The organism is Halalkalibacter oceani (assembly GCF_023715605.1).
Taxonomy (GTDB): domain Bacteria; phylum Bacillota; class Bacilli; order Bacillales; family Bacillaceae_D; genus Halalkalibacter; species Halalkalibacter oceani.
This window is the reverse complement of sequence record NZ_JAMBOL010000021.1, coordinates 14965-30283: the sequence shown is the minus strand read 5'-3', so window position 1 is coordinate 30283 and position 15319 is coordinate 14965. Positions and strand designations below refer to the sequence as shown.

At 47.6% G+C, this 15319-nt stretch carries 17 protein-coding genes; all 17 read right to left on the bottom strand.

Annotated features, from left to right (window positions below):
* Nucleotides 1-69: 69 nt before the first annotated feature.
* The gene (fin, locus tag M3202_RS17155; protein ID WP_251195315.1) at nt 70-297 is read right to left on the bottom strand and encodes an anti-sigma-F factor Fin; all 228 of its coding nucleotides are present in this window, start codon (nt 295-297) and stop codon (nt 70-72) included.
* A 71-nt stretch (nt 298-368) separates the two neighbouring features.
* Entirely contained in the window at nt 369-926 is a 558-nt protein-coding gene (gene pth / locus M3202_RS17150; RefSeq protein ID WP_251224495.1) for an aminoacyl-tRNA hydrolase, read from the bottom strand.
* A gap of 171 nt (nt 927-1097) precedes the next feature.
* Nucleotides 1098-1733: a 50S ribosomal protein L25/general stress protein Ctc gene (locus M3202_RS17145; protein WP_251224494.1), complete on the bottom strand. Its 636-nt coding sequence runs from the start codon at nt 1731-1733 to the stop codon at nt 1098-1100.
* Between the two features lie 139 nt (nt 1734-1872).
* Nucleotides 1873-2823, bottom strand: coding sequence for a ribose-phosphate diphosphokinase (locus M3202_RS17140; RefSeq protein ID WP_251224493.1), 951 nt, complete (start codon nt 2821-2823; stop codon nt 1873-1875).
* Between the two features lie 43 nt (nt 2824-2866).
* Nucleotides 2867-4228, bottom strand: coding sequence for a bifunctional UDP-N-acetylglucosamine diphosphorylase/glucosamine-1-phosphate N-acetyltransferase GlmU (glmU, locus tag M3202_RS17135; RefSeq protein WP_251224492.1), 1362 nt, complete (start codon nt 4226-4228; stop codon nt 2867-2869).
* A 254-nt stretch (nt 4229-4482) separates the two neighbouring features.
* A complete protein-coding gene (gene spoVG / locus M3202_RS17130; protein ID WP_251224491.1) occupies nt 4483-4776 on the bottom strand; it encodes a septation regulator SpoVG in 294 nt (97 codons plus the stop codon).
* Nucleotides 4777-4951: 175 nt separating this feature from the next.
* Complete coding sequence (locus M3202_RS17125) at nt 4952-5329, bottom strand: RidA family protein (protein ID WP_251224490.1); 378 nt, start codon at nt 5327-5329, stop codon at nt 4952-4954.
* Between the two features lies 1 nt (nt 5330).
* On the bottom strand, nt 5331-6182 hold the full coding sequence (gene purR, locus M3202_RS17120) for a pur operon repressor (RefSeq protein ID WP_251224489.1): 852 nt from the start codon (nt 6180-6182) through the stop codon (nt 5331-5333).
* A gap of 54 nt (nt 6183-6236) precedes the next feature.
* On the bottom strand, nt 6237-7103 hold the full coding sequence (gene ispE / locus M3202_RS17115) for a 4-(cytidine 5'-diphospho)-2-C-methyl-D-erythritol kinase (protein ID WP_251224488.1): 867 nt from the start codon (nt 7101-7103) through the stop codon (nt 6237-6239).
* A gap of 169 nt (nt 7104-7272) precedes the next feature.
* The gene (locus M3202_RS17110) at nt 7273-7455 is read right to left on the bottom strand and encodes a small, acid-soluble spore protein, alpha/beta type (RefSeq protein WP_251195292.1); all 183 of its coding nucleotides are present in this window, start codon (nt 7453-7455) and stop codon (nt 7273-7275) included.
* A 123-nt stretch (nt 7456-7578) separates the two neighbouring features.
* Complete coding sequence (gene veg, locus M3202_RS17105) at nt 7579-7845, bottom strand: biofilm formation stimulator Veg (RefSeq protein ID WP_251195293.1); 267 nt, start codon at nt 7843-7845, stop codon at nt 7579-7581.
* Nucleotides 7846-8094: 249 nt separating this feature from the next.
* Nucleotides 8095-8955: a sporulation peptidase YabG gene (gene yabG / locus M3202_RS17100; protein WP_251224487.1), complete on the bottom strand. Its 861-nt coding sequence runs from the start codon at nt 8953-8955 to the stop codon at nt 8095-8097.
* Between the two features lie 50 nt (nt 8956-9005).
* Complete coding sequence (rsmA, locus tag M3202_RS17095; RefSeq protein ID WP_251224486.1) at nt 9006-9887, bottom strand: 16S rRNA (adenine(1518)-N(6)/adenine(1519)-N(6))-dimethyltransferase RsmA; 882 nt, start codon at nt 9885-9887, stop codon at nt 9006-9008.
* Nucleotides 9884-10447, bottom strand: a complete 564-nt coding sequence (gene rnmV / locus M3202_RS17090; RefSeq protein WP_251224485.1) for a ribonuclease M5 — start codon at nt 10445-10447, stop codon at nt 9884-9886. Before rnmV ends, rsmA begins: the two co-directional genes overlap by 4 nt.
* 215 nt (nt 10448-10662) lie before the next feature.
* Entirely contained in the window at nt 10663-11883 is a 1221-nt protein-coding gene (locus M3202_RS17085) for a resuscitation-promoting factor (RefSeq protein WP_251224484.1), read from the bottom strand.
* A 229-nt stretch (nt 11884-12112) separates the two neighbouring features.
* Complete coding sequence (locus tag M3202_RS17080) at nt 12113-12880, bottom strand: TatD family hydrolase (protein WP_251224483.1); 768 nt, start codon at nt 12878-12880, stop codon at nt 12113-12115.
* A 199-nt stretch (nt 12881-13079) separates the two neighbouring features.
* Complete coding sequence (gene metG, locus M3202_RS17075; protein WP_349775631.1) at nt 13080-15143, bottom strand: methionine--tRNA ligase; 2064 nt, start codon at nt 15141-15143, stop codon at nt 13080-13082.
* Nucleotides 15144-15319: the final 176 nt, after the last annotated feature.

Below are 15319 nucleotides of genomic sequence, written 5' to 3'. Positions count from 1 at the left end.
TGATTTCATTGCTTAAAGAGGTTGTCCCAAAGCGTGGCTTTTGGGACAACCCCTTTTTTGCTGCTCATTCTATTGTATCATTCTGTCCAGCTCGTGTAAGCCGGGATTTCGCATAAGAGCCTCGTGACAGTCCTCACATATAACATTCACATGTATATCACCATTCGGCTCATATGTCAACATATCGGTTCGTTCCGTACTGGTCAGACTATCAAAGCCAAGCGCTTCAGCCCGCAGCTCCTCATCAATCGCTCCAAGCTCGACCTGGCAATGACGGCATTTGTAATGAATCGCCACCGTATCTAGCTCCTTTCCCGCTACTCGTAACTTTAGTATGAACAAGGCGGGAAAACTCTATACGACGGCGGTCAATTAAATTGATTCATCACTTCAAGAAACGGCTTCGTTGTCCACGCTTCAACGGCCTTGGCCACCAGCTCAACCGACTCTCCAACCGCATCTCTTTCCTCAGGATAATAGTTCCCCAATACATAGTTAACAATCGTTTCCCCGTTGCGCGGCCGGTCAATTCCGACGCGAATCCGGTTGAACTCCTGTGTACCTAAGTGGGCAATTAGCGATTTAATACCGTTATGGCCGCCAGCGCTTCCTTTTTGCCGCAGCCGGATTTTTCCTGTCGGTAAATCCAGGTCATCATAGATGACAACGATATCCTCAATCGGGATTTGATAATAATCCATCAACGGACGAACGGATTCTCCTGACAAGTTCATATAGGTCAACGGCTTCAACAGAAAAACGGTTTCCCCGTTGACGACGCCCTTACCAAATACCCCTTTAAATTTACTCTGGTTAAGTTCAATTCCCCACTCTTTTGCACAACGATCAACGCAATCAAAGCCAATATTATGACGCGTACCATCATACTTGCTTCCTGGGTTGCCCAGTCCGATAATTAATTTCAACCTTCACCCGCTCCCAACTTTACTTCATCTCGCTCCATCAAAAAAGAGAACCTCTTACTATAAAAGAGGCGCTGCATCTTTTAAAAGCCTAGAAAGGAGTGGGATTCTCCTCTCTAGGCGGGTGCAGCGCAGCCTTGCCTCACATGAGCCAGACTTTCTGTTATGTGGATATTATTCTTCTGTTTCTTCCTGCCCAGTCTCTCCAATCACTTCCGGCTCTTTCGCCTCAGCCTCTGTTCCTTCAGGCTCGACTTCTGCTGCCGGCGGCTGGACTGTCACAATGGTTTCTTCATCATCGCTCGTGATCTCGACCTGAACAGTTGACCGAATATCAGCTACTTGAATCGAGTCACCAATTGCCAGCCCGGAAATATCAACGCTGATCTCCTCCGGAATATCTGACGGCAAACATTTTACGCTGATTTCGTACATCAAGTGAGAAACGATGCCGCCTTCCTTCTCACCCGGTGCTTCTCCTGTTAACCGGACCGGTACCGCCGCATCAATTTCCGAAGTCATATCGACTTCAAAGAAATCAATGTGGAGGTATTCGTTTTTCAGCGGATCGATTTGCAGATCATGGATCATAACCTGATGTTTATTCTTCCCGGACACCTCCAAAGAGAATAACCCGTTTTTCCCAACCTCTCTAACCGTTTTCAGAAAATCTACTCCTTCAACGGATACTGGCTGGCTTTCAATTTTGTTCCCGTATAATACAGCCGGCACATAACCGTCTTTACGCAATTGTCTCGTTGCTGAACCTTTCAAATCTTCTCTGGGGCTTGCTTTTAAAATCGTAGCCATCTCGCCTCACCTCAAATTTGTTTTCAAGTCTCTATCACTTGTATTCCCTAAATGAGTCAATTTAAACCACTTACTTACGTTTTCGCAGTAGCCCATTATTACATCTTGAGGTTCGTTCACCAATTACGCCAGTGGCCTATTAATCAAACAACGTGCTGACAGACGCGTGCTCATGGACGCGTATAATCGCTTCGGCCATCAGTGGCGCTACAGAAAGCTCAGTGATCTTCTCACTTTTCTTATTCTCATCAAGCTCAATCGTATTCGTGACAACAAGCTCTTTAATTTTTGAATTGTCAATCCGCTCCATCGCCGGTCCTGACAGCACCGGATGCGTACAGCATGCGTACACTTCCTTCGCCCCATGCTCCACTAAAGCATTCGCTGCCAACGTAATCGTTCCGGCTGTATCAATAATATCATCAATAATAATCGCCGTTTTTCCTTCAATATTCCCGACGATATTCATCACCTCGGCCACGTTCGGGCGCGGACGGCGTTTATCAATAATCGCAATCGGAGCTTTTAAGCGGTCAGCCATTTTTCTGGCGCGGACCACTCCGCCATGGTCCGGGGAAACGATGACAATATCTTCTAATTGTTTTCCTGAGAAATAATCGGCTAAAATCGGCACACCCATCAGCTGGTCAACCGGAATGTCGAAGAATCCTTGGATTTGTGTTGCATGAAGATCAATCGACAATACGCGTGTCGCCCCTGCTGTTTCAATCAGATTCGCTACGAGCTTCGCCGTAATCGGTTCACGGGCCCGTGCTTTCCGGTCTTGACGCGCATAGCCGTAATAAGGGATGACGACATTAATCGTTCTGGCCGATGCACGCTTCATCGCATCAATCATGATTAACAGCTCCATAATATGTTCGTTTGCAGGAGCGGAAGTCGATTGAATCAAATACACATCGCAACCACGAATGCTTTCTTCAATGTTGATCTGCACTTCTCCATCGCTAAAGCGCGTAACCGAGCTTTGACCCATCGTGACGCCAATATGCTCTGTAATTTCATGAGCAAGACCTTTATTTGAATTTAATGTAAAAACCTTTAAACTTGGATCACCGTATTTAGCCATTTTTATGTTTTCCCTCCAAAAATTCACTTCACCTTAGTGGTTGTTATTTGCCTTTTTGATAATCTTCTTTATTCGTCTGTCTTGCTCGCGCGATAGACAATGCTTCACTCGGCACATCATCGGTAATCGTAGAGCCTGCAGCAACTAAAGCGTTCCTTCCAATTGTAACCGGAGCGATTAAATTCGCGTTACAGCCGATAAAAGCCCCATCTTCAATTTTTGTTTTGAACTTGTTCTTGCCATCATAATTGACGGTCACAGCCCCGCAGCTGAAATTTACCCCCTCGCCTATTTCACTGTCACCGATGTAGCTTAAGTGGGAGGCTTTGCTGCCATTTCCGATTGTCGATTTTTTGATTTCGACAAAGTTTCCGATCCGCACGTCATCGCCGATATTCGATTGCGGACGAATATGGGCAAACGGGCCAATTCGTACGGCCTTGCCGATCTCGCTATCATGAATTACCGACTGTGAGATCACCGTTCCATTATCGACGACACTATCTTTGATTTCGGTGTGCGGGCCAATGTCGCAGTTCTCTCCGATTACCGTTTTCCCGTGGATGATTGTCCCGGGACGGAGTACGGTATCCTGACCGATTGTCGCTTCACTTGAAATATACGTTTGCGCCGGGTCAATCATCGTCACTCCCTGACGCATCCAATAATGATTGATCCTTCTTTTCATACTATTCTCTGCCTCTGAAAGCGCTATCCGGTCATTGACCCCTATCGTTTCCTCGAAATGCGGTGTTTGATAAGCAGCAACCTTCTCTCCGGCATTTTTTAATAATTCAATCACATCCGGAAGGTAGTACTCTCCTTGGACATTGTCATTGCCGACCTGCTTCAGCATCGCAAACAGGCTCGCGTTATCAAAGCAATATGTCCCAGTATTAATTTCACATACGTTCCGTTCTTGTTCGGAGGCATCCTTATGCTCAACAATTCGTTCAACAAGCCCTTTTTCATCGCGGATAATCCGCCCGTATCCAGTAGGATCTTCCGCAATCGCGGTTAGGACGGTTGCCTTTGCTCCTTCTTTTTCATGACAGTCAAGCAATTTTTCAATCGTCTCAGCTGTCAGCAAAGGCGTGTCTCCGCACAGCACCACCGTCGTACCTTGCTCTCCCTTTAACAGGCTTTCCGCCTGCATGACGGCATGGCCTGTGCCAAGCTGTTCCTTTTGCACGGCATAGGAGACCTGATCTCCCAGCTGCTGCTTGACAACTTCAGCGCCGAACCCAACAACCGCCACCTTTTTTTCAAATCCTAACGCTGTGACTTGATCAACGACATGTTGAACCATCGGTTTTTCACATACTGGATGAAGCACTTTATAAAGACTGGACTTCATCCTCGTTCCCTGTCCAGCTGCTAATATGACCGCAAAACGACTGCTCATGGTTTCCCCCCAGGTGTTCCTTTTTCCCTTACGAATATATCCTAAAACCAGGGGTATTTCAAGGAGATGTCGCAAAAGGGTATTTTTAATCTTTTGTGACAAAGCCAAGTTGAAAAGCGTCCATCAGCACGAGACGAAAAGAAAGTAATCGCTTTCCTTTTTGGGTTCAAATGAACGGGAATCGTTTGAGCCTTGTAAAGACTGTCCGCCCAAAGAAAAGAGCTCCACGCTTAGTAGTGGAACCCTCATTGTGATTAAGAAGCACCCGCTTCTTCATATTCAACTTCTTCATATTCGCCTGCTTTGTCGTATTCCGTCAGCACAGCCGTTTGAATCTTTTCTCTTGTTTGAGACGAGATCGGATGGGCAATGTCGCGGAATTCTCCATCAGGCGTCCGCTTGCTCGGCATAGCTACAAATAGGCCGTTATTACCATCGATTACTCGAATATCATGCACCACAAATTCATGGTCAATCGTAATGGAGGCAATAGCACGCATTCTGCCTTCTGTATTGACTCGACGCAATCTGACATCTGTCACCTGCATGTTGGTCACCACCTCTAGAATGTTATTCTTGCTATAAGAATTCTCTAAAAAGATGGCAATTCCTTCTTCTAAATCAAAAAATTAAAAAACATTTTATGAGTAAGAGTACATTCGTCTCACATAAGTTCCAGAAACCGTTTATTCCCCTTATTGTTAATAGGACTGACCCGGTCTTTTACGCTTTGACAAGAGCGATGACTTCAATTTCAATCAAAACATCCTTTGGCAGACGGGCAACCTCAACGCACGAGCGGGCAGGCTTGTGCTCCCCAAAATACTCGCCGTAGATGTCATTGATAGCTGGAAAGTCATTCATGTCCTTAATAAAAACGGTCGCTTTGACGACGGTGTCGAGAGACGCACCAGCCTCAGCCAATACCGCTTTTACATTTTTGAAAACCTGATGAGTCTGTTCTTCCACCGTCCCGTTGACTAGCTCTCCTTCAGCCGTAAGCGGGATTTGACCGGAACTGTAAAACATATTATTGACAATAATCCCTTGAGAATATGGTCCGATTGCAGCTGGCGCACTGTTTGTATGTACGATTTTCATTTTATTTTTCCTCCTCCAATGTGATTGTTTTTAATAAGTCTAAAACGTTCCCAGGCTCGACCGTAATCTTTCGCTCCTTGACATTAACTTCCGAGAGCCTCGTGATCGACATGTATTCATCGACAAGCCGTTCTTCGACCCCGACCGACTCAACAAGGACACCAATCCCAACAAGCTCTGCCTGAAATTCATCAAGCAAATCCATCATCCCGCGAATCGTTCCACCGGCCTTCATAAAATCATCGACGATAAAGACGCGGGAATTGGGCGCAAGGCTGCGGCGGGCAAGGGTCATCGTCTGAATGCGCTTTGACGAGCCGGAGACATAGTTGATACTGACCATGGAGCCTTCCGTAACAAGATGATCGCGCCGGACAATGCTGACAGGGACATCTAAGTACTGAGCCACCGCATACGCAAGTGGAATCCCCTTTGTCGCTACTGTCATGACCGCATCAATACGTTTATTCGCCAGCACCGAAGCAAACACCTGCCCGACCTGCTGAATAAATCGTGGACTGCCAAGCAGATCCATCATGTACAAATAACCGCCCGGCAAAATCCGTTCCGGTACAGCAAGCTGATCAATCAACTCGCGCATAAACACTTCAGCCTGAGCATAATCAATCCGCGGTATGAACTTCACCCCGCCGCTTGCTCCTGAAATGGTCAGCAAAGTGCCGTAGCCTTCATCTTCGAAAATTTCTTTAATAATAACCAAGTCTTCGCTGATCGAAGACTTTGCCGATTGATACCGTTCTGAGAAATGAGTTAGTGAAATGACCTCATGTGGATGCTGGAGCAAATAATAGGTCATATCGACAAGACGACCGCTTCGTTTAAGCTTTTTCATGCTACCTCCACAAAACCGAATATTTTCCTTTAACATAACACTTTTATCCGGTTTCTAGCAAGTATCTGTTGAGCGAATGAGCCGAACGGCGTACACATCCTGACAAAAACCCCGCAACCCGTTGTAAATCCGGTGAAGTCTCGATTCATGCTCGACCAGTCCGAATACCGTCGGCCCGCTGCCGCTCATCAGGACACCATTTGCTCCAAAGCGGAGCATCTGCTCTTTAATATGGCGCACCTCCGGATACATATCCAATGTCACCGATTCCAAGACGTTATGAAGGTTGGCGCAAATCCCGGTGAAATCCTGCTGTCTGATCGCTTCGATCATCCGGTCTGTCGGCGCATGCTCAATGTTTTGCAGAGTGAGCCGCTTATAGATATCAGCTGTCGATACCCCGATCGGCGGCTTCGCCAAAATCACCCAGCACGAGGGAGGAGCCGGAATCGCCTCGATCACTTCCCCTCTGCCTGTCGCCAACGCGGTTCCGCCATAAACGCAAAAGGCGACATCCGAACCGATCTCCTTGCCGATCTCCGCCAGCTCGTCCAATGAAAGGCCCAACTTCCACAGTTTATTCAGCCCTTTCAATGTCGCAGCGGCGTCACTGCTTCCGCCTGCCAGTCCCGCCGCCACCGGAATCCGCTTTGTAATATAAATCGAAACCCCCTTTTGCACGTTCATCCGCTTTTGTAATAATTCCGCTGCCTGATAGGCCAGGTTCCGCTGGTCGCTCGGGACAAATCCCTCGGAAACATCGATGATAATCTTTCCGTTGTCCGTTAACGTTAAATCAATCCGGTCAGCTAAATCGACCGTCGTCATAATCATTTCCACTTCATGATAGCCGTCCGCCCGTTTATGAAGAACATCCAATGTTAAATTAATTTTTGCCGGGGCCTTTACTGAATATCTCACGTTTGTCACCTTCTACTCATTCCATTTGCTTACGCTATTTTATCACTTGTTTGCTGAACATACCACTCAAGAAGTATTCCTTTGCTTTTCTCCAGAAAAACAAAGGATGCCTAACAGGCCAGTTTCGACCTGCCAGACATCCTGTATACATAAGAGAATGTCTCTTCTCCTATGAATTGTCACGATTTGCTAATTGGTTTTCTGCTATTTCAATGGCTCGTTTTACCATATTCCCAGCATCTCTCGCTTTAATACCGCCCCAGCCTTCTTTTTGGACCGTATCGTAGAAGCCAAGCTCTTTGGCCAGCTCTTCCTTAAAGCGTTCTGACATGACTCCCCTGCGTCTGCTCATGTCTTAACCACTCCTTTTTGTAAGTTAGCAATAGCGTGACATTAGTAGTGTGAGCAACTACAACACAAATATGCCTCCCTGAAATTAACAGGGAGGCATATCCGGTTGTGTATCAATCGACGCTTACGCTTTGGAAACTGTTGAATCAACGTTATCTTCACAAAGCATGAGTTCGACCGTTTCTGTAAGGATATCAGCATAGCTGTATGAAACTCGCTCGAAAGCATTTTCTTGTTCATCTAATTTCACAATGAAAACAGACGGGTATGTTTCTTCGAGTAGACCAGTACGCTCTGACGTTTTACGACGACCACCATTTGCTTTAATTGTAATCCTCTTACCAACATTAGCATCCAAGGCACGCTTAATGTCTATTAACGTTTTTGCCATAACTACACCCACCTCACTCTTTATTCAGTATAGCACAGCTTGCATAATTCGTCAAATAAATTTTAAATTATAACAAGCAAACAAGAATATTGTCAACAGATTTCTCTTCAAACAACGGTTTTTTTTACGTTCCTGTCGTTCATTGTTCGTTAGTATGTCTCATTCGCCATGCAATATGTATGGAAAAAAATCCGAAGACACCAAAAAAGGACATGCACCCCGGGCCGGTTCTGCACATCCTTCAGCCATTCAATGATCGATTTTCAGCGGCATCCCCCGCCTCATGACACCTTTTGTTTCAATCCCGCCGAGACCCTTCTCCCCTGTAATCGTATTTCGTAGCACATCCGTTAACCGGATCGAATCCATAAACGATGTAAGGCTGATACGGGCGGCAATATAGACTGGATCAAGGGCGTGAATGTTGACGCGGTCCGGCGAGCTGGCAAAATTCGCTCCCGCTTTAATTAATGTCTCAAAGTGAGATTGGCACGCCCCGGCAAAGATGATCAGTTCATCACGGTGCCAGGTTTGCTTCCGCGCCACCCGGACACATTCGGCAAAGTATTTTGTATGGCGATATGCCCGCAAATCCCGCTCGTCGCCTTTTGTTTTTAAATAGGCATCATGACCGGTAATGACGACAATATCTGGTTGTACCATTTGCAAAAGCGACTCTATTTGTTCAGGCATTTCCTTTTCATGTAAGTGAACGCCATAGACCGGCACCCCGAGCTTTTCATACAGATCGGTGCACTTCCGCAAATATAAACTATCACCGTCGATATGAAGCACCCGTCCTCTCAGCTCAAAGTAGTTCGGACTCGTCGCATATTCCGACGTGACCTCGTACTCGCTCCGCTGCTTCATCAGCTTCGCATCCTGCCTAAACAGGCGATAGGAGTTCTCTTCAAGGGCTTTGGCTTCTTTTTGGTAGGCCGTTCGTTCTTCTTCCGAAATGAGAACGAGGTCATCTGCCGGAGCATCTGCGAGCAGGCGCATATCTTCCCCGGCTAATTCGACTGTATCGCCCCGGATGGAAACAACCCGAAATAATAAATCGCATTCGTATGAAAGGCGGGCAACGATATCTCCTTTTTTCAGTTTCATCGGCACGGCCTCCTCTCCCCTTAGGCTATGTCAGAAGAGGAGGGAGTGTGCTAGGTCTTCGGCAACCTTTTATATAAGCTATCGCTCAAGCGGGCAAACTCTTCAAGTGAGAGCGTTTCGCCCCGACGCTGAGGATCGATCCCAGCCTCCTCCAACGCCGCAAGCACAGCCGGCTTCTGCTCCTTCGTGCTGTGATTATGAATCAAATTGTTTAAAATCGTTTTGCGGCGATTCGCAAAACTGGCATGAAAGACGCGGAAGAAATAAGCTTCATCTTCAACTTGAACAGCGGGCTTATCACGGAGCGTCAACCGTAACACAGCGGAATCAACCCGCGGCTGCGGCACAAAAACCGTCGCCGGGACCGTCATCACTTTTTCAGCTACAGCATAATACTGAGCGGCTATCGAGAGCGCGCCATAATCCTTTGACCCAGGGGCTGCGGCGATCCGGTCCGCCACCTCAGCCTGAATCATCACGACAATTCCGCGAATCGGCAGCTTTTCCTCAAGCAGCTTCATCAGGATCGGCGTTGTCACATAATACGGCAGGTTCGCGACGACCATCACATCGGACACGTCTGCAAGCTCAGTCGTCAACGTCGCCTGAAGGTCAGCCTTTAGCACATCAGAATGGACAATCGTCACATTATCATAGGGAGACAGCGTTTCTTCCAGGACAGGCAACAGCCTCTGGTCAATTTCAAACGAGACCACTTTCTTAGCCCGTTTTGCCAGCTGCTCCGTCAGCGCGCCGATTCCGGGGCCGACCTCCACCGCGCCGGAATCGGGGGTGAGCTGGGCCGCTTCTACTATTTTGTGAAGTATATTTGTGTCGATCAGGAAGTTTTGTCCGAGGCTTTTTTTAAAGCTGAAGCCAAATTTATCGAGTATTTCTTTCGTTCGCATTGGTGTCGCAATATCTTTTGTCATTCGTTGTTTTCCTCCTCAAACAGCTGATGAACAGCCCGGGCAAATTCCTCTGCTGTAATTCGAAACTTCTGCAAGCGTTTATGAAACTGTTTTCCATTCGCATATCCGATGTTCAGAATAATGCCAAGCCGCTCCCGGCGTTGCTTCGCTTTCGGTCCGGCAATTAATCCTGCGTCAAGGAGGTCTTGCCGGTCAATAAGCTCTACTTTCAGCTCTTCCTCTTCCTTTTTGGCGTGTCTGAGGGCATAGCGGATTGCCTCCGGCGAAGCGTTCTCGACACCTAAATCATTTTTCGTCCTTGAAAGAGCCTCGCGCTTCGGCAGAAACGCATGCTTGCAGGCAGGAATACGTTCACTGATGATCCGTCTAATCCTCTCTCCCGGATAATCGGGATCGGTTAAAATAATCACGCCCCTCCGCTGCTGGGCCAGCTCAATTTGCGCAAGCACTCTTTCGTTTACAGCCGAACCATTTGTTTCAATCGTATCGGCATCAACAGCCCGCTTAATCGCGACTGTATCGTCTTTTCCTTCTACGACAATCATTTCTTTAATCTTCATCATTATTCTCCTATCGGCATTGCTTATTCCATTGTAGCCTGTCTTAACGCTAACAGCAAAAAGAGCTTAAGACAAAAGGTCGGCTTTTTTACCTTTTGTCTTAAGCTCGAAGCAGTGTCCGAAGTCTGCGCCTCGTTGTATACGTCCATACCAAAGCAGGGTTCTTCGATATGGACGTCACGCAGTACAAAGCCACTGCTGCCTCTAAACACGTATTAGTTCAGAATTGTGATTTTCACTTGCTTTCTTCCCCACCGTTGTGCATCTGCCTGTGTCGGCACATGAACATCGATTTTATTCCCTTGAATCGCCCCTCCAGTGTCAGCAGCCACGGCTGTACCATAGCCTTCGACATGAACACGGGAGCCTAACGGGATCACATTAGGGTCGACCGCAATCACCTTCGCACTGCGGTTGTTCTTTAAATTGATTCCTGTTGCGGTTACTCCACTGCAGCCGCTGCATTGAGCCGTATATGCGGTAGCTGTTACCGTCAGCGTGCGGCCTTCCCCGCCCTGGCTGGCAGAAGCTGTTGATGGAGCTTGACTTCTTGAAACGGTCGGCGCTGCCGGACGCGTTCCGACTGCGACAATTTTGTCCGTACTTTCCTGCACCGTTTCTGTCTTCACAAGCTCGCGGGAAACCTCTTTGCCATCTTCAAGCACAACTTCATAGTGCTTTTTCACCCGTCCTTCTTCGCCTTCCTGAACGACTGTTTCTTTGCCGCTCTCCAAACTACTATCCTTCCGGGTTACCGTCCCGAATTCGACGGCCTCTTCCACCACATCGGTGACTTTTTCTACACGTATCACTTTAATGTCTGTTTTCTCGTCTATCCGTTCTTCCAACGCTGGTTCGACGCGATCAAGTTCACCTAATGAAACATTCTCTTTCTCTAAAAAGTCAGCGACAGTCGTCGAAGTTGTCCAAAAATCCTTTTGTTCACCGTCACTTGAAAGCACTACCTGAAAGGCAGATTCATAGACTAGGCTCATTTCGTCTGCAATTTCGGCTTCGAGCGAGGGCTTAAGTAAATCGTGCTCTTTGTAGTCAATATTTAGTTCATGTATAAGTTGTTCGACATTATCTGCTGTAGTCCATACCGACTCTTCTTGTCCGTCAATGGTGACAAAGACCTCCTTGGCCCTATCCCATGTGAGCGCCATATTGCCTGATATCTTTGTATCTAATCCAGGTTCAATATGGTCATACTCCTGGACATTCCAATCCTGCTCTCTCATCAATTCGGCAACTGTAGATGCGTGCGTTTGCACCGTAAGATTCTCACCATCAATCGAGATCGTTACCGTAGCCTTCGTCGTCTCATAAACTGCGTAAATCATTCCGCATACGAATAAAATAAGACTGATGACGGAGAGTACCACATTTCTCCAAAAGTGGTTGACTGGAAGAATTCGGAGCTTATTGGCTTCCATGTCATGCATTCCTCCTTCTCAACGTCCGAATTATATACACTCAGCCTCCCTTTGTCAACTTTTTGATTTTGTTTCTTCGCCGCATCGACCTTATTATCTATGAATCGGCCGGTAAAGAAAACAAAAACTTATCGACACGTCCACTGTATGCATGTCATCTCTTGTGTAGAACTTCTTCGAACGAGTGAGTCGTTAGACAAGCTTCGTCAACAGGCGTCAGAACCGGCTATCAAGAAATGCCAAAAAGTTTTTTTGCATTTTCTCTTGTTACCGCACTCAGCTGTTCATAACTCATCTCTCTCAGGCTGGCAATCTGCTCGGCAACGAGCTTCACATAAGCCGGTTCGTTGCGCTTTCCACGATTTGGATGAGGCGCCAAATACGGACAGTCGGTTTCAATCAGCAGACGATCAAGCGGAACAGCCTGAGCGACTTCCTTAGGCCGCCTCGCATTTTTAAACGTTACCGGTCCTCCCAAAGAAATATAAAAATTCATATCAAGACACTGCTTGGCGATTTCCACGCTGCCGCCAAAGCAATGCATAATCCCGCCAACCTCGCTTGCTCCTTCCTCCTTCAACAAGTCAACGATATCCTGATCAGCCTCCCGGTTGTGAATGATGATCGGCAGCTTCACTTTTTTTGCGAGGCGAATTTGCTTACGGAACACTTCTTTTTGCACATCCTTCGGCGACTTGTCCCAATGATAATCGAGACCCATTTCCCCGAGAGCGACCACCTTCGGGTGAGCAGACAGCTCCTCCAGCCAGGCAAGATGCTCATCGGTCATATCCACAGCATCAACGGGATGCCAGCCGACCGCCGCATAAAGCTCCTCATAACGTTCAACGAGCTCAAGGGCTCGTTTGATCGTTTTTTCATCAAAGCCGACGACAACCATATTTGTCACGCCGGCTTCCCGGGCGCGCGTCAGCACGTCGTCCAGGTCATCCTCGAACTGATCGGCATTCAAATGCACATGAGTATCAAATAACATAACGATCTCCTTTTTATTATGATAGGAAAGTTTTTAGTTGAAGAAATATGACACGATTGATTAGGAAGAGGTCGTCCAACAGAGAAAAAACTCCTCGATAGACGACCTTTCAGCCAGACCTGCGACTTTCTCCCCGCAAGGACCTTTTTCACAGATCTTGGTCAAACAAAATTATTTTAGCATCATGACATCTCTTCCTTTATTTTACTTTCGCTCCATTTGGCAAATTTCCATCAATCGTAGCAAGTTGCAATTTTTTCCCTTTTGTTCCGGCAAGAATCATGCCTTGCGACAGCTCGCCTCTCAGCTTGACCGGCTTTAAATTTGTGACACAGATGACTTTTTTTCCAACGAGGTCGCCCGGCGTGTAATACTTCGCGATCCCGGATACAACCTGGCGCTTTTCGTAACCGAGATCGAGCTGAATTTTCAACAGGCGATCCGCCCCTTCAACAGGCTCGGCAGCCAGTACTTCAGCAACCTTTAATTCGACCTTTGAGAAATCGTCGATCGTAATCTCGTCGACTTCAGGAACATCGCTGTCGTCTTTCTTGTTTTCATCAGCTTGCTTCACCGTACCACCCATTTGCGTGACGATATACGCCACTTCCTCTTCCATATCGAGGCGCGGAAAAATCGGCTCACCTTTTTGTACGGCCGTTTTAGCCGGAAGCCGACCGAACGACTGAATCGATTCCCAGCTCGTGTGCTCATCCGTGACGCCGAGCTGTTCCCAGATTTTCTTCGGCGTGCTAGTCATAAATGGCTGCAGCATCACTGAAATATGGCGGAGCGATTCAGCGAGATGGTACATGACCGATCCGAGTTCCTCTTTTTTCGCTTCTTCCTTTGCCAGCATCCACGGTTGAGTTTCATCTATATATTTGTTCGTCCGGCTGACAAGCTGGCCAATCGCTGTTAATGCGACGGAAAATTCCATTTCCTCCATCGCCGACTCGACCTTTGCCACCGTTGCACTGACAAGTTCAACAAGCTCTCCGTCAAACGGCGTCGCATCCTTCACGTAAGCCGGAATCTCGCCGTCAAAGTATTTATGAATCATCGCGACCGTACGGTTTAACAGATTGCCGAGGTCATTGGCAAGATCATAATTGACCCGTTCCACAAACGCTTCCGGCGTGAACACGCCGTCCGAGCCAAATGGCACTTCACGCAGCAAGTAGTAGCGCAGCGCATCCAGCCCGTAACGATCAATCAACGGCACCGGGTCGACGACATTTCCTTTTGATTTCGACATTTTTCCATCTTTCATCAGCAGCCAGCCGTGCCCGAACACTTTTTTCGGCAATGGTAAATCAAGCGCCATCAGCATGATCGGCCAGTAAATCGTATGGAAACGGACGATTTCCTTTCCGACAAGGTGGACATCAGCCGGCCAATACTTACGGTAAAGCTCCTCATTTTCAGAGCCGTAGCCAAGCGCCGTTATGTAGTTCGACAAGGCATCAATCCATACATAGACGACGTGCTTCGGGTTGCTTGGCACTTTCACTCCCCACGTAAAAGAAGTCCGCGAAACAGCCAGATCCTCAAGCCCCGGCTTAATGAAGTTATTAATCATTTCATTTTTGCGCGACTCCGGCTGTATAAAGGAAGGGTTTTCCTCATAAAACTTCAGCAGCCTGTCGGCATATTTGCTCATTTTGAAGAAATACGATTGCTCCCGGACCTTTTCGACCGGATGACCGCTGTCAGGGCTTTTCCCGCCAATGATTTTTCCATCCTCATCCTTGACCGGATCAACAAGCTGCCGTTCCGTGTAGAAAGTTTCATCAGGAATTGAGTACCAGCCTTCATACTCATCTAAGTAAATATCGCCCTGTTCAAGCAGCTGCTCAAAAATTTTGGCAACGATCTTTTTATGGCGTTCCTCTGTCGTCCGGATAAAATCATCATAGGAAATATCGAGCTTCTTCCAAAGCTCTTGAATGCCGGCGACAATCTCGTCGGTAAACTGCTGCGGCGTCTGCCCTTTCGCTGCTGCCTTTTGCTCAATCTTCTGCCCGTGCTCGTCCGTCCCGGTCAAATAGCGCACATCATAGCCGCGCAGGCGCTTGTAGCGCGCCATCGCGTCTCCGGCCACCGTCGTATAGGCGTGTCCGATATGGAGCTTGTCACTCGGATAATAAATTGGTGTCGTTAAATAAAACGTCTTTTTTTCTGTCACGTTCATATCCTCCTTTTTTGCATAGAAAAAGCCCTCATCCGCATCGGGACGAGAGCGACTCTCACGTGGTACCACCCAGCTTCCCCTTCACTTCGCAGCAAAGGGCTCATGAAGTCTTCGACGACTTCCTCTGTTAACGCCAGCTACGTCAGCCCCTTATGGCACAGCCACTCGAAGATGAACTCCTCCCGGGACCATTTTCCGACCATCCTCTATACCGGTTTCCAGCTCCCCCGGCTCTCTGCATAGCA

What these genes read in the sequence shown, in the direction of transcription:
- glmU (WP_251224492.1), bottom strand. Translation starts at nt 4,228, where the DNA reads ATGAGCAGTCGTTTTGCGGTCATATTAGCAGCTGGACAGGGAACGAGG.
- M3202_RS17085 (WP_251224484.1), bottom strand. Translation starts at nt 11,883, where the DNA reads ATGGAAGCCAATAAGCTCCGAATTCTTCCAGTCAACCACTTTTGGAGA.
- yabG (WP_251224487.1), bottom strand. Translation starts at nt 8,955, where the DNA reads ATGAAACTGAAAAAAGGAGATATCGTTGCCCGCCTTTCATACGAATGC.
- M3202_RS17080 (WP_251224483.1), bottom strand. Translation starts at nt 12,880, where the DNA reads ATGTTATTTGATACTCATGTGCATTTGAATGCCGATCAGTTCGAGGAT.
- M3202_RS17125 (WP_251224490.1), bottom strand. Translation starts at nt 5,329, where the DNA reads ATGAAAATCGTACATACAAACAGTGCGCCAGCTGCAATCGGACCATAT.
- veg (WP_251195293.1), bottom strand. Translation starts at nt 7,845, where the DNA reads ATGGCAAAAACGTTAATAGACATTAAGCGTGCCTTGGATGCTAATGTT.
- purR (WP_251224489.1), bottom strand. Translation starts at nt 6,182, where the DNA reads ATGAAAAAGCTTAAACGAAGCGGTCGTCTTGTCGATATGACCTATTAT.
- rsmA (WP_251224486.1), bottom strand. Translation starts at nt 9,887, where the DNA reads ATGACAAAAGATATTGCGACACCAATGCGAACGAAAGAAATACTCGAT.
- rnmV (WP_251224485.1), bottom strand. Translation starts at nt 10,447, where the DNA reads ATGAAGATTAAAGAAATGATTGTCGTAGAAGGAAAAGACGATACAGTC.
- M3202_RS17145 (WP_251224494.1), bottom strand. Translation starts at nt 1,733, where the DNA reads ATGGCTACGATTTTAAAAGCAAGCCCCAGAGAAGATTTGAAAGGTTCA.
- M3202_RS17110 (WP_251195292.1), bottom strand. Translation starts at nt 7,455, where the DNA reads ATGAGCAGACGCAGGGGAGTCATGTCAGAACGCTTTAAGGAAGAGCTG.
- M3202_RS17140 (WP_251224493.1), bottom strand. Translation starts at nt 2,823, where the DNA reads ATGGCTAAATACGGTGATCCAAGTTTAAAGGTTTTTACATTAAATTCA.
- spoVG (WP_251224491.1), bottom strand. Translation starts at nt 4,776, where the DNA reads ATGCAGGTGACAGATGTCAGATTGCGTCGAGTCAATACAGAAGGCAGA.